Source organism: Pseudomarimonas salicorniae (assembly GCF_023156535.1).
Taxonomy (GTDB): Bacteria; Pseudomonadota; Gammaproteobacteria; order Xanthomonadales; family Xanthomonadaceae; genus Pseudomarimonas; species Pseudomarimonas salicorniae.
Genome location: NZ_JALNMH010000014.1, coordinates 45,838 through 59,264, shown reverse-complemented (window position 1 = coordinate 59,264; position 13,427 = coordinate 45,838). Strand labels below are relative to the sequence as shown.

Below are 13,427 nucleotides of genomic sequence, written 5' to 3'. Positions count from 1 at the left end.
ACCCTCGAGTCGAGCATGCGGCTGACCGCGCTCGGCGCGATCTCTTCAGCGAGCTCCGGCGCCCTGGGCGCCACGGCTACCGGCGGCACCATCGATGTTGCGCCTTCCACCCTGCTGTTCGGAACCGCCGGTTCGGCCGACGGCAGCCTGTCGCTGCCGGTCTCGAACCGGCTGTTTGGCGCCGGCGGTGAGCTCACCGCGGCGGTGCTCGGCGCTGGGCCGCAGGCCGGCGACTTCAGCGGCGCCTTCAATGGCTCCAACGTGCAGTCGCTGACCCTCAGCTACCCCGCCGATTTCTCTGGCACCGGGGCGCTGGCCCAGTTCGACGTCAACGACAGTGCGCTGAACGTCGGCATCACCCTGACTGGTACCTACGCCAGCGGCACGGCCCTGGCCACCGATGTCAACAACCAGCTGGTCGCCGCCGGCAGCACCGCAACGGCCTCGTTCGATGCCGGCACCAACAGCCTGATCTTCACCAACAGTGCCGGCAACGCAGCCAATGCGGTCGCCATCACCAATCCCGATTCCAACGCCATCACCGCGGGCGTGGCTGCCAGCCCCGGCACAGCCGGCGGCACCGGCGCGACCTTCGACGTCGACGGCACGACGGTCACCCTGACCGGCAACTATGGCTCCTTCGGGGCGGCGGCGAGTGCGCTGCAGGCGCAGCTCAATGCGGTCCCCGGCAACAGCTACACGGTCAATGCCGCCGGTACCAACTTCGAGATCATCAACAACACTCCGGGCACCGGGCCGGTGGTCATCACCAATCCGAACCTCGGCGCCAACAACGCCGGGCTGTTCGAGCAGACGGGCACGCCGGGCGGCACCGGCACTCCGGCCACGATCGCGACCTTCAACGTCGACGGCACGCCGATCACGCTGGACCAGAACTACGCCGATTTCAACGCGGTGGCCGCCGCCATCCAGGCCCAGCTCGACCCCACCGGCACGGTCTACTCCGTGGTCAACAACAGCGCGACCATCGAGATCGTCCGGCTGGACGGCTCGGCGCCGGTGGCCATCACCGGTGCCAACGCCAATGCGACCGCAGCCGGCTTCGGCAACGTCTCGGGCACGGTGACCACCAACGCCAGCTTCCAGGTGGACGGCAACGCCGTGCTGCTCGATCAGGATTACCCCGACTTCAACGCCCTGGCTGCCGATATCCAGTCGCAGCTGAGCGGCTACACGGTCACCAACAACGCCGGCACGCTCAGCATCACCAACAACACCCTGGGCTCGCCCGCGGTGACCATTTCGGGTACCGATGCCAACGCCCAGGCGGCAGGCATCGTTGACGCAACGGGCACCGCCGGCGTCGGCGCCGGCACGATCACCCTCGCCCCGGGCGACTTCAGCATCACCGTGCCGCCCTCGGCGCCGATCCAGATCTCCGGCACCTTCGAGGATACCGCGGCGCTTGCCCGCGCCATCAACGACAATGCCAGCGGCGTGTACGCCAGCGTCAATCCGAATGGCACCCTGCTTCTGCGCTCGGCGCGCGAGTTCAATCTGGGCGGCACCCTGGCCACCACGCCTCCGCCGGCGGGCCTTGGATTTGCGGGCACCACCTTCCAGCCGACCCAGGGCAATCTGAGCGCGGTCAACGTGCTGACGCCCGAAGGCGCCGACGAGGTGATCATCCGGGTCGACGCGGCACTGACCTCGGTCAGCGGCCTGCGCTCGGACTTCGGCGCAATCCAGAACCGCTTCGAGAGCACCATCAACAACCTGCAGACCACCGCAGAGAACCTGACCGCCTCGCGCTCGCGCATCCTGGACGCGGATTTCGCCCAGGAGACCGCCGAGCTGACCCGCGGCCAGATCCTGCAGCAGGCCGGCGTGGCCATCCTCGCCCAGGCCAACCAGCTGCCGCAGAACGTGCTCAACCTGCTGCGCTGAGCGAAACGGGGCGATGTGATGAGCCTGCACACGGCCCGACATGCCCGACGGCGGTTTCGTGCCGCCGCCGGGGAATGGATCCCTCGCATCGCCCACGGCGGGCCGTACTCCTTCGCGGGTGCGGCCCGTTTCAGCATGGATTCCGCTGACCACCAGCGTCTCTCCAACCTACTCGGGAGCACGTCATGGCCCTGGTAAGCACGGTCGGCCTGGGCTCCGGCCTCGATATCGGCAGCCTGGTCAAGCAGCTGGTCGATGCCGAACGCGCTGCGCCTTCGGCCGCGCTGAATCGCCGCGAGGCACGCACCAAGGCGCAGATTTCGGCCGTCGGGCAGGTCAGCTCCGCGTTTTCCACGCTCAAGGCCGCGGTCGACAAGCTACGCGCCGGCACCGCCTTCGAGGCGCGCAAGGTCACTTCCAACGATACCGAGCGGCTGACCGCCACCATCCGCAGCGGGCAGACCCCGGCGCTTGGCACCTACACGCTCGAGATCGATTCGCTCGCGACCGCGCAGAAGCTGCAGTCCGACCCGACCGCGGTCACCGCGGCGGACACCGTCCTGGGCACCGGCACGCTGTCCTTCACGGTGAACGGCGCCAGCTTCGATGTCGTGGTCACCGATTCGAACAACGACATCTACGCCCTGGCCTCGGCCATCAACTCCGCCGCTGCCGGCAAGGTGCAGGCCGCCGTGGTCCGCGGCGATACCGGCTACAGCCTCAGCCTGACCTCGGGCAGCCTCGGCTCGGCCGGCGAGATCAGCATCAGCCAGACCGCCGGGGGCAGCTCGCTCAGCGCCTTCACCTACAACCCCGCCTCCCCTGCGCCCGGCACACTCACCGAACAGACGCCCGCCGATGACGCGGTGTTCTTCATCGATGGAGTCCGGCGCACCTCTTCCAGCAATGTGGTCGGCGATGCCATCGATGGCCTGGAGTTGACCCTGAAGAAGGCCGAGATCGGCAAGAGCTTCACGGTTTCGGTCAGCGAGGATCGCAGCGGCGCACAGGCCGCGGTGCAGGGCTTCGTCACCGCCTACAACGCGGCGCTGGGGACCCTGCGCAAGGTCTCCGCCTACGACCAGGAAAACAACACCGCCCAGGCCCTCAACGGCGATGCATTCGTCCGCAGCGCCACCACCCAGCTGCGCAACTTCATCAGCGACGCCTTCCGCGCCGCCGCCGCCGAAAATATCAAACTCGGCATCGACACCACAGTGGATGGCTCGCTCGAGTTCAACGCCGCTACTTTCAACGCCAACCTGTCCGCCAACCCCAACGCGGTCAAGGCGTTGTATTCAGGTGAGGGCGCCGTGCTCACCCGGAATGTCCATGCCTTCCTGGAAAGCGTCATCGGCCAGGACGGCAGCCTGGTACAGCGGCGCACCGGGCTCGACACGCGTCTGAAGAGCGTCACCCGCGACCGGGATGCCCTCGACAGGCGGATGCTCGCGGTCGAGGACCGTTACCGGAAGCAGTTCGTGGCCCTGGATGGCCTGCTTGGAAAACTCAACAACACCAGCCAGTACCTCAGCCAGCAGCTCGCGGGGCTCGCCGCCTCGCAGGGCGGCTGAACACCCGGAGATCACGATGAAACGAACAAGCCCCGAAGAGCGCGCCTTCCCCTCTGAGCCCGACGCCCACGGCAAGGTGTCCCTGCTGCTGCACACTGCCGTGCACCGCAGCCACCTTGCAGGTCGCGCGCTGAGCGAGGAAGACCATGCCCAATGCAGCGAGGCGATCATGGCCGCGCTGCAGATCCTCGACGCGCTGAACTCGGCAATCGACCCCAGCGCGGGCGAGCTGGCCCAGAGGCTGCAGTACCTCTACAGCTACGCCGGCCTGCGCCTGATCGAGGGGCACGAGCAGAAGGACCCTGAGTCCATCGCCGAAGCCACCCGCCTGCTGGCGCAGATCGCCTCCGGCTGGTCGGCCATTCCCAAGGAGCAGCGCAGCGCCCAAGCGCTGGCGGCCTGAACCAGCCGCTTCGGCTGGCGCTATGCTGGTGGCCAACGCCACGATCGGAGCGCAAGCGATGGCTGGACAGACCCCGGAGCAGGCCGTCGAGCAGCTGTTCGGCGACGCGCTGAGTTGCGAGAGCGAGATCCCCGTCGCCTATCGCAGCCACGCCCCCGATGCGCAGTCGGTGGACCGTGCCGTGGAGCATGCAGAGCTGGTGCTCAAGAGCCTCGCCCTGATCGAGGAAGCCCCTCACGAGGAAGGCGACGAGCATGCCGCGGAGCGGGCCCATCTGCAGCGACTCGAGGCCAAGCTCAACCTGGTGCTGGAGACGCTCTCCGGCATCCTGCGTCGCGAGCGCTCCGACCTGCCGCAGCAGCGCTTCCGCTGGTCGCGATTCGGCGCCGAGCTGATGCATCCCGGCGGCGACGTGCCCGAGCGCGGCTTCCTGCTGCTCCAACCCCTGGCCTGGCTTCCACAGCGCCTGGAGCTGCCGGTCAACTGCATCGCCAAGACCCCGGCCGAAGGCGGCGGCAGCCGGGTCTGGCTGCGTTTCGCACCGCAACCGCCCAGCCTGGAACAGGCGCTGGAGCGGCATCTGTTCCGCCTCCACCGTCGCGAGTTGGCGAAACGGAAGGGCTGAGCTTGGCGCGGACCCCGCGCTGGGATACCGTTCAGGGATGCATGGAGGACAGGGAGGCCAAGAAGGCGTGAGCATGCGCAAGGTGCTGGTGCTTGACGAGGACCCGACGCGGGGCGCGCGTCTGGTCGGCGCCCTGGAGCTGCTCGATACCACGCCGCTTGGGCTCGACGAGTTTGTCCACGGCACCGGCGACCCGTCCGACTGGACCGCGGTCATCCTCGGCGACATCTACAGCGGCGACCTGATCGAGCGCCTGCTCGACCGGCTGAGCGGCCTCGGTGCCCGACCGCCGCTGATGCTGCTGCCGGGGCAACGCCAGCCGCTGCCGCCCGGCGGCTATCCGGAAACCCTGATCTGGATGCTGGACTATCCGCTGCGCCGCGAGCAGCTGGACGAATTGCTGCAGCGCGCCAGCCGCCGCCGAGGCGTCGACGCGCCGCCCCCTGCCCCGGCGCCGATCGGCCCGACCGGCAACAGTCCGGCCGTGCAGCGGCTGCGCCGGCTCATCGAGCAGGTGGCGGCGCACGACACCACGGTGCTGATCACCGGCGAATCCGGCACCGGCAAGGAGGTTGCCGCTCGCGCCCTGCACAACCTGTCGCCGCGCCGCCACGGACCCTTCGTCGCCATGAACTGCGGCGCGATCCCCGCCGAACTGCTGGAGAGCGAGCTGTTCGGTCATGAAAAAGGCGCCTTTACCGGAGCGCTGGCCGCGCGCAAGGGCCGCTTCGAACTCGCCGAGGGCGGCACCCTGCTGCTCGACGAGATCGGTGACATGAGCCTGCCGATGCAGGTCAAGCTGCTGCGCGTGCTCCAGGAGCGCAGCTTCGAGCGGGTCGGCGGCAGCCAGACCCTGCACTGCAACGTGCGGGTGATCGCCGCCACCCACCGCGACCTCGACAAGGCGGTCGCCGAGGGCCGCTTCCGCGAGGACCTGTACTACCGGATCAATGTCTTTCCCATCGAGATGCCGGCGCTGCGCGAGCGCCACGGCGACCTGCCGCACCTGGTCGACGCCCTGCGCGCGGAGCTGGCGAGGCTCGGTCGCGGTCGCGTGGAGATCGCGCCGGAAACGCTGCGCCTGCTGGAGCACTACCCCTGGCCGGGCAATGTCCGCGAGCTCGGCAACCTGCTCGAGCGGCTGGCGGTGATGTTCCCGGACCAGCCGGTCAGGCCGACCGACCTGCCCCACCGCTACCGCCCCCGGCCGGGCTCGGCGGCCGCCGAGGCGGCCGACGAAGCCGAGCAGGAGCGCGCCCTGCTGCGCGACATCACCGTCTCCGAGCCGCCGACCCCACTGGACGAGATGGCCGAGAGCCAGGCCGAGCGCGCCCTGCTGCTGGGCGACCCGGCGACCCTTCCGGACGACGGCATCGACCTCAAGGAACACATCGCCAACATCGAGGTCGCCCTGATCCGCGCGGCGCTCGAGCGCTCGGGCGGCGTGGTTGCCCACGCCGCGCAATACCTTGGCCTGCGCAGGACCACCCTGGCCGAGAAGCTGCGCAAGTACGGCCTCGACCGCAGCGGCAACGAGGACTGATCCGCGCGGCGACGGCTTTTTGACAGCCGCCCGCCGCCTGCCCGCCGCCACGCTGCGTGGGCACACCCGCCGGAAAGCCGTCGAGCCCGCCTCCAAAGAGCCGGCACAGATCTTGCTGTGAGGTCAGCAGTCATCCGACCTCCCACCGCGCCGGCCACGGAGAACCCTATGAGCGATGCCATCGCATCGGTGCTCTCGCAGATTCGCAATCTCCAGTCGCAGGTCGACTTCGCCGCCCGACCGATGGAGAGCCCGGCTGCGCCGAGGCAGAGCTTCTCGGCCACGCTCGAGGGCGCGCTGCGCAAGGTCAACGAGGTGCAGCAGGAGTCGCGGAAGGTGGCCGAGGCCTTCGAACTGGGCGACCCGAATACCGATCTGGTCAAGGTGATGATTGCCTCGCAGCAGTCGCAGATGGCGCTGCGCGCGACGGTCGAAGTCCGCAACCGCGTCGTCCAGGCCTATCAGGACATCATGAACATGCCGCTCTAAGCGGCTGAGCAGGGACCGCCATGTCAGCCGTCGTCGAAACCCGCACCACCGAAGTCCGCACCTCGCCCGCCAAGGACGCCGCCCAGCGGCTGGCCAATACGCGCATCCAGGAGATGCCCGCGATCCGCCAGCTGATCCAGGTTGTCATGCTGGCCGCCGCCCTCGCGCTCGGACTGTGGCTGTTCTTCTGGACCCAGCAACCCGGCTACGCGACGCTCTACAGCGGCCTGGCCGACCGCGACGCTGCCGAGCTCAGCGAAGCGCTGCGCTCGGCGAACATCCCGTTCAAGCTGGAGTCCGGCGGCACCGCCATCGCCGTGCCCGAAGACCAGCTCAACGAGGCGCGGCTGAAGATGGCCGCCCAGGGGCTGCCCCAGGGCAGCCGCTCCGGCTTCGAGATGATCGAGGGCGAGCAGGGCTTCGGGGTCAGCCAGTTCGTCGAGGGCGCGCGCTACCAGATGGCGCTGGAGACCGAGCTGGCGCGAACCATCATGACCCTGCGCCCGGTGCGCAACGCCCGCGTGCATCTGGCCATGCCCAAGCCCAGCGCCTTCACCCGTCAGCGCGACGAGGCCGCCGCCTCCGTGCTGCTGGAGCTCTTCGCTGGCCGGGCGATGGACAGCAACCAGGTCAAGGCCATCGTCCATCTGGTCGCGACCAGCGTGCCCAATCTCGCCCCCGAGCGGGTCACCGTGATCGATCAGAGCGGCCGCCTGTTGACCCAGCCCGACCCCGACTCCGAGGACGCGGTCAACGACCGTCAGTTCGAGCAGGTCCAACGCCTGCAGAACGACTACGCGGCACGCATCGCCCGGCTGCTGGAACCGATGACCGGCCCCGGCCGGGTCAGCGCCCAGGTCAGCATCGACATGGACTTCTCGACCGTCGAGGAGGCCCGCGAGGTGTACGGCGCCGATCCGCAGAAGGTCCGCTCCGAGCAGGTCGCCGAGGAAAGCATGACCGGCACCGCCGATGGCGGCATTCCCGGGGCCGTGGCCAACACGCCGCCAACCGGCGAGCCGGCCCAGGCCGGCGCCCCGGGCGCCCTGCCCTCCTCGGCATCGCGCAGCGCCACGCGCAACTTCGAGATGGATCGCACCCTGGTGCACAGCCGGCAGCAGCCGGGCCGCGTCACCCGGGTCAGCGCGGCCGTTCTGGTCGACAATATCCCGCGCGGCGTCGACGCCGAAGGCAATGCCGTCACCGCCCCGCTCGAGGCCGACGAGATCGCCCGTATCGAGGCCCTGGTCCGCGAGGCGATCGGCTTCAACGCCGAGCGCGGCGACTCGGTGTCGGTGGTCAACGCCGGCTTCACCCGTCCCGAGCCGATGGCCGAGCTGGAGCCGCCGCCGTTCTGGGAGAACCCGAGCCTGATGCAGTGGGCGCGCCTGGGCGCCGGCGCGCTGGCGGTGATCCTTGTCCTGTTCGCCGTGGTCAAGCCGGCCCTCAACCGCGTGCTCAATCCGCCGGCCCCGCAGACGCGGCGGCAGCTCGCCGAAGACGAGGACGAACTGGACGAGGAAACGGTCGAGGCCCGCGCAGCGGCGCGCATCGAGTCGGAGCGCCGCGCCGGCGAGTCGCAGGCACGCAAGATGAGCCCCGAAGAGGAGGCCCAGGGCATCCTCGCCGGGCCGGAAAACTATGAACAGCGTTTGACGGTCGCCAAGGCGGCCGTGGCCCAGGACCCGCGACGCGTGGCCCAGGTGGTGAGAGGATGGGTCAATGCCGGCGAATGATCCCAAACTGCCCGAGCTGAGCGGCGTCCAGCGCGCCGCCGTGCTCCTGATGTCCCTTGGCGAGGCCGATGCCGCCCAGGTGCTCAAGCATATGAGCGCCAAGGAAGTGCAGAAGCTCGGCATGGCCATGGCGACCATGCAGAACGTGACGCGCACGACCGTCGAGCACGTCATGGGCGAATTCGTCGAGGAGCTGCGCGAACAGACCTCGCTTGGCGTCGGCGCCGACGACTACGTGCGCAACGTCCTGGTCCAGGCCCTGGGCGAGGACAAGGCCAGCGGCCTGATCGATCGCATCCTGCTCGGCCGGAACACCCGTGGCCTCGACAACCTGAAGTGGATGGAGCCGCGCGCAATCGCCGAGATGATCCGCAACGAGCATCCGCAGATCCAGTCCATCGTGCTCGCCCACCTCGACAGCGACCAGGCCGCCGACGTGCTCAAGGTACTTCCCGAGCGCACCCGCGGCGACATCGTTCTGCGCATCGCGCGGCTCGACGGGATCCCGCCGCATGCGCTGAACGAGCTGAACGAAGTGATGGAGAAGCAGTTCACCGGCTCGCAGGCCACGCGCTCCTCCAACGTGGGCGGGATCAAGGTCGCCGCCAACATCATCAACGAGCTGGATACGACCACCGAGCAGCTGGTGATGTCCTCGATCTCCTCGGTCGACTCCGACCTGGGTGGCCAGATCCGTGAGCTGATGTTCGTCTTCGATGACCTCGGCAACCTCGATGACCGCGCCATCCAGACCATGCTGCGCGAGGTTCCGAACGACAAGCTGGGCCTGGCGCTGCGCGGCGGCGACCCGAAGGTCAAGGAGAAGATCCTCAAGAACATGTCCCAGCGCGCCGCGCAGATTCTCCAGGAGGACATGGAGGCCAAGGGGCCGGTGCGTCTCTCCGAAGTCGAGGAGGCGCAGAAGGAGATCCTCGGCATCGTCCGCAGGTTGGCCGACGAGGGCCAGCTGCAGATGGCCGGGAAGAGTGAGGAGATGCTGTGAGCGGCGCCAGCGCCCATCGCTGGGAGGCTCCGGACCTCGATCCGGACGCACGCCCGCCCGCCCCATCGGGACCACCGCCGAAGGTCGGCCCGAGCGTCGAGGAACTGGCCGCCATCGAGAAGGCGGCGCGCGACGAGGGCTACGCGGCCGGCCACGCCGAGGGGCTCAATGCCGGCAAGGCCGAGACCGAGCGTCTGCAGGCGCAGCTCGCCGCCATGCTGCGCAGCCTTGCCGCGCCCTTGGCCGACCTCGACCAGGAGGTTGGCGACGCCCTGGGCGCGCTGGCGGTGCGCATCGCCGGCGCCCTGCTCGAAGAGGCCTATGCCGCAGAGCCCGAGCGGCTGGCGCGGCTTGTTCGCGCCACGTTGGACACCGCCGGGCTGGAACGCAACGCGGTCGAGGTGCGCCTGCAGCCGCAGGATCTCGCCCTGGTCCGCCCCCTGCTGGAAGGCGACTCGGTGAAACTGGTGGCTGACGCCGCCCTGCGCCGCGGCGACGTCCGTGTCCACGGCAACTCGCTGCGCGTCGACGCCGCGCTCGAGACCCGTCTGCGCTCGGCCTTTGCCGCGCTCCGCGTGGAGGAGAGCCCGGACGCATGAACGCCGCGACCTTCGACCCTGCCCGCCGCCGTCATGTGCTCGCAAGGCGCCTGCAGGCGACCCGCTGCGTCCTCGGCGAGGATGGCGGCAGCGTCCGCGAAGGCATCCTGCGGCGGGTCGTCGGCCTGACGCTCGAGGCCAGTGGATGCCGGCTGCCCCTCGGGGCACCGGCCCGGGTCGAGACCGCCGACGATCACTGGATCGATGCCGAGGTAGTCGGCTTTGCCGGCGAGCGCACCTTCCTCATGCCCGGTGCGGAACTGCAGGGGGTGCTGCCGGAGGCCCGGGTCATACCGCGCCGCGGCGGCAGCCAGGTGGCCGTTGGTCGGCACCTGCTCGGTCGGGTGATCGACAGCAATGGCATGCCCCTGGACGGCGGCGGGCCGATCCGCGCCGAGACCCGCACGGCGCTGAACGGCGTGCCGATCAATCCGCTGCAACGCGAGCCGATCCGTACCCCGCTTGATGTCGGCGTGCGGGTGATCAATGCCGCCATCCCTATCGGTCGCGGCCAGCGCGTCGGCCTGATGGCCGGCTCCGGCGTCGGCAAGTCGACCCTGCTCGGCATGATGACCCGCTACACCGAGGCCGATGTCGTCGTGGTCGGCCTGATCGGCGAACGCGGCCGCGAGGTGCGCGAGTTCATCGAGACCACGCTCGGCCCCTCGGGCCTGAAGCGCGCGGTGATCATCGCCACGCCGGCCGACCGGCCGCCGCTGGCCCGGGTCCACGCGGCGCATCGCGCCACGGCCATCGCCGAATGGTTCCGCGATCAGGGCCTGAACGTGCTGCTGCTGATGGATTCGCTGACCCGCTACGCGCACGCGCTGCGCGAGATCGGACTGTCGGTTGGCGAACCGCCGACCACCCGCGGCTACCCACCCTCGGTCTTTGCCAAGCTTCCGGCCCTGGTCGAGCGCGCCGGCAACGGCAGCGGCCGGGGCGGTTCGATCACCGCGTTCTACACCATCCTCACCGAGGGTGACGACCTGCAGGACCCGGTCGCCGACACCGCGCGCGCCATTCTTGACGGTCACATCGTGCTCTCGCGACGGATCGCCGACGCGGGCGTCTATCCCGCCATCGACATCGAGGGCTCGGTGAGCCGCGTGGTCACCGAGATCACCGACACCGCTTGGCGTGAGCGCATCCGCCGCCTGCGCCAGATGGTCTCGGCCCACAACAGCCATCGCGACCTGATCTCGATCGGTGCCTACCAGCGCGGCAGCGACCCGCGGGTCGACGAGGCGATCGAGCGCTGGCCGCAGGTGAACGCGTTCGTTGCCCAGGACGTGTCCGAGGCGGCGCCGCTGGCGGCCAGCCGCAAGGCGCTGGACGCGTTGACCGTCGACAAGGCCGAGAAGTCCGATCCGAAGCAGGCAGAGCCGCGCAAGGAGGCCGCCGCATGAATCCCAAGCTCCGTCGTATCGACCCCCTGATCCGGCGCGCCGAAGAACGCCGCGACGCAGTCGCGCGCGAGTTCGCGCGGCGCACCCAACTGGTCGCCCAGCACGAGCAGCGTCTCGGCGACCTGCTGCGCTTTACCGAGGAATACGCGCAGTGGCCACAGGGGGCCAGCATCAATCCGGCCCAGCTCGCCAACCGCGAAGCCTTCCGCGCCCGCCTTGGCGAGGCGGTGACGGCCCAGCGTGGCCAGGTGGACCAGGTTCGTTCGCAGGCCGAGATGGAGCGCGCCCGGCTGAACATCGCCGCGCGCGAGACCAAGGTCTACCACAAGCTCGCCGACCGCTACCGGGCGGAGATCCGCGAGGAGCAGGACCGGCGGGAACAGAAATCACTCGATGAGCACGCGCTGCGCACGCCGCGGCGCCACCCCGGTGACGAGGACCAGACACCATGAACACCCCCCCGGCCACCAGCCCGCAGGCCCCGCGCAGCGAGCCCACCAACAATCCTCCTGCCGGCAGCGGCTCGGCACCGGCCAGCGCCTTCGAACTGCTGTTTGGCACCGGTTTCGCCCTGCCCTTGATGGTCCCGGCCGGAACATCGGACGAGGCCCTCCCGGCGCCCCCGGAGGATCCCAAGGCAGGGATCGGAGACCTCAGTGGCTGGATGCAGCAGCTGCCGCTTTCGCCTCTGTCCCCCTTGCCTGCGGCCGCTACCGCGCCCGCGGAAGCCGGCGCCCAGGGCCCGGCCGCTGGCGCCACCCCCCTGCCCTCGCTGCCCGACCTCAAGCTCGGCCCGGTAGCCTTGCCGACGCCGGGTGCACACGCCGCCGCCCTGCCGGCCTCGATGGAGTCTGCCCAGACTGCAGCGGTCGATCTGGTGCCCGACCACGCGCCACCGACCCAGCGCGCTGCGGACCAGCCGCTGGCTTCCGCCCCTGCACCTGCCATGCTCGGCGAGGTGGTAACCAAGGCCCTGATGCGGCGCACCGAGGTGATCGGTGCCCGCGAGGGTGCACCGTCGCCCGCCGCGCCGCCCCCCGCAGTGGTCGACGCCGCACCGGAAGGGCCACTCGAGGTCGCCCTGCCCCCCGGCTCTGCACCCAAGATCGACCAGGCCTTCAGCGAAGGGATGGCCCTGCGCCTGCAGTGGATGAGCCAGCAGCAGGTGGGGCGCGCCGAGATCCAGCTGCATCCGGAAGACCTCGGCAGCATCGACGTGCAGATCGAGTTCGATGGAAAGTCGGTCCGCGCCGAATTCCAGTCGCCGGTCGGCGAGGTCCGACAGCTGCTGGAATCCACCCTGCCGCGCCTGCGCGAGCTGCTGGAGTCCCAAGGGCTGCAGCTCGCGCATGCCGATGTCGGCAGCGGCGAGGGCCGTTCGCCGCGGGGTGACGGCCCGCCCGTGCCGGGCGTCCCCAGCGTCGCAGGGGACGTGCTGGCCAAGGAGACGACAGAACCCGCCCCGAAGGCGCGCCGACACGATGGCACTCTGTCCGAGTACGCCTAGACGCGCGCCACCAAGGGCGGACAACGGGGCAGCCGGACGTCTGCCTCGGCTAAGATGGAGCCCATCCGGCACCTGACCCGGCTCTGGCACAAGGAGTGATCTCGCATGGCGGCAAAGGAAAAAGCGGCAGCGGAAAAACCGGCCGGCGGCGGCGGCAAGAAGCTGCTCATTCCGGTGGTCGGAGGCGTGGTGCTGGCAGCCGGCATCGGTGCCGGACTCGCCTGGTACCTCAGCGGCAAAGCCGAGACCCCGGAAGCCGGCGCCGAAGTCCCGGCCGAGAGCGCGAAGGCGCCTGCAGAGGCGGGGCCGGCCACCTACATCGCGCTGGAGCCGGCCTTCGTTGTCAACCTGGCCGATCCCGGCGGTGATCGCTACCTGCAGGTCGAGGTCCAGCTGATGACCCGCAAGGCAGGACTCGAGGAAAAGCTCGGCCTGCACATGCCGGTCATCCGCAATCGCCTGCTGCTGCTGTTCTCCCAGCAGACCGTCGATGGCGTGCGCACCCGCGAGGCCAAGGAAGCCCTGCAGGAGCAGGCGCTCAAGGAGGTCCAGGCGGTGCTCACCGAGGCGACCGGCGAAGCCGGCGTCGACGCCCTCTACTTCACCAGCTTCGTGACCCAGTAGGCCAGTC

Annotated in this window: 13 protein-coding genes; all 13 read left to right on the top strand. The window is 69.6% G+C overall.

Annotated features, from left to right (window positions below):
* Positions 1–15: 15 nt before the first annotated feature.
* Positions 16–1,908: a flagellin gene (locus M0G41_RS18725; protein WP_425511267.1), complete on the top strand. Its 1,893-nt coding sequence runs from the start codon at positions 16–18 to the stop codon at positions 1,906–1,908.
* A gap of 185 nt (positions 1,909–2,093) precedes the next feature.
* Positions 2,094–3,482, top strand: a complete 1,389-nt coding sequence (fliD, locus tag M0G41_RS15925; protein WP_248210921.1) for a flagellar filament capping protein FliD — start codon at positions 2,094–2,096, stop codon at positions 3,480–3,482.
* Between the two features lie 16 nt (positions 3,483–3,498).
* Entirely contained in the window at positions 3,499–3,885 is a 387-nt protein-coding gene (locus tag M0G41_RS15920) for a flagellar export chaperone FliS (RefSeq protein ID WP_248210920.1), read from the top strand.
* 58 nt (positions 3,886–3,943) lie between these two features.
* Complete coding sequence (locus M0G41_RS15915; RefSeq protein ID WP_248210919.1) at positions 3,944–4,510, top strand: PilZ domain-containing protein; 567 nt, start codon at positions 3,944–3,946, stop codon at positions 4,508–4,510.
* Between the two features lie 67 nt (positions 4,511–4,577).
* Positions 4,578–6,053, top strand: a complete 1,476-nt coding sequence (locus M0G41_RS15905) for a sigma-54 dependent transcriptional regulator (RefSeq protein WP_425511265.1) — start codon at positions 4,578–4,580, stop codon at positions 6,051–6,053.
* 168 nt (positions 6,054–6,221) lie between these two features.
* Positions 6,222–6,542 carry a flagellar hook-basal body complex protein FliE gene (gene fliE / locus M0G41_RS15900; RefSeq protein WP_248210918.1) on the top strand — a complete coding sequence of 107 codons (321 nt, stop codon included), beginning with the start codon at positions 6,222–6,224 and terminating at the stop codon, positions 6,540–6,542.
* Positions 6,543–6,562: 20 nt separating this feature from the next.
* Positions 6,563–8,278: a flagellar basal-body MS-ring/collar protein FliF gene (gene fliF, locus M0G41_RS15895; RefSeq protein ID WP_248210917.1), complete on the top strand. Its 1,716-nt coding sequence runs from the start codon at positions 6,563–6,565 to the stop codon at positions 8,276–8,278.
* Between the two features lie 16 nt (positions 8,279–8,294).
* Complete coding sequence (gene fliG / locus M0G41_RS15890) at positions 8,295–9,281, top strand: flagellar motor switch protein FliG (protein ID WP_248211014.1); 987 nt, start codon at positions 8,295–8,297, stop codon at positions 9,279–9,281.
* Positions 9,278–9,880, top strand: coding sequence for a FliH/SctL family protein (locus tag M0G41_RS15885; protein WP_248210915.1), 603 nt, complete (start codon positions 9,278–9,280; stop codon positions 9,878–9,880). Before fliG ends, M0G41_RS15885 begins: the two co-directional genes overlap by 4 nt.
* Entirely contained in the window at positions 9,877–11,289 is a 1,413-nt protein-coding gene (locus M0G41_RS15880) for a FliI/YscN family ATPase (RefSeq protein WP_248210914.1), read from the top strand. Before M0G41_RS15885 ends, M0G41_RS15880 begins: the two co-directional genes overlap by 4 nt.
* Positions 11,286–11,741: a flagellar export protein FliJ gene (fliJ, locus tag M0G41_RS15875; RefSeq protein ID WP_248210913.1), complete on the top strand. Its 456-nt coding sequence runs from the start codon at positions 11,286–11,288 to the stop codon at positions 11,739–11,741. Before M0G41_RS15880 ends, fliJ begins: the two co-directional genes overlap by 4 nt.
* A complete protein-coding gene (locus M0G41_RS15870; protein ID WP_248210912.1) occupies positions 11,738–12,796 on the top strand; it encodes a flagellar hook-length control protein FliK in 1,059 nt (352 codons plus the stop codon). Before fliJ ends, M0G41_RS15870 begins: the two co-directional genes overlap by 4 nt.
* Positions 12,797–12,901: 105 nt before the next feature.
* Positions 12,902–13,420, top strand: a complete 519-nt coding sequence (locus tag M0G41_RS15865) for a flagellar basal body-associated FliL family protein (protein ID WP_248210911.1) — start codon at positions 12,902–12,904, stop codon at positions 13,418–13,420.
* Positions 13,421–13,427: the final 7 nt, after the last annotated feature.

Excerpts from the sequence above, each read along its gene's own strand:
- M0G41_RS15920 (WP_248210920.1), top strand. The coding sequence starts at position 3,499 with ATGAAACGAACAAGCCCCGAAGAGCGCGCCTTCCCCTCTGAGCCCGAC.
- fliJ (WP_248210913.1), top strand. The coding sequence starts at position 11,286 with ATGAATCCCAAGCTCCGTCGTATCGACCCCCTGATCCGGCGCGCCGAA.
- fliE (WP_248210918.1), top strand. The coding sequence starts at position 6,222 with ATGAGCGATGCCATCGCATCGGTGCTCTCGCAGATTCGCAATCTCCAG.
- M0G41_RS15915 (WP_248210919.1), top strand. The coding sequence starts at position 3,944 with ATGGCTGGACAGACCCCGGAGCAGGCCGTCGAGCAGCTGTTCGGCGAC.
- fliD (WP_248210921.1), top strand. The coding sequence starts at position 2,094 with ATGGCCCTGGTAAGCACGGTCGGCCTGGGCTCCGGCCTCGATATCGGC.
- M0G41_RS15870 (WP_248210912.1), top strand. The coding sequence starts at position 11,738 with ATGAACACCCCCCCGGCCACCAGCCCGCAGGCCCCGCGCAGCGAGCCC.
- M0G41_RS15865 (WP_248210911.1), top strand. The coding sequence starts at position 12,902 with ATGGCGGCAAAGGAAAAAGCGGCAGCGGAAAAACCGGCCGGCGGCGGC.
- M0G41_RS15880 (WP_248210914.1), top strand. The coding sequence starts at position 9,877 with ATGAACGCCGCGACCTTCGACCCTGCCCGCCGCCGTCATGTGCTCGCA.
- fliF (WP_248210917.1), top strand. The coding sequence starts at position 6,563 with ATGTCAGCCGTCGTCGAAACCCGCACCACCGAAGTCCGCACCTCGCCC.
- M0G41_RS18725 (WP_425511267.1), top strand. The coding sequence starts at position 16 with ATGCGGCTGACCGCGCTCGGCGCGATCTCTTCAGCGAGCTCCGGCGCC.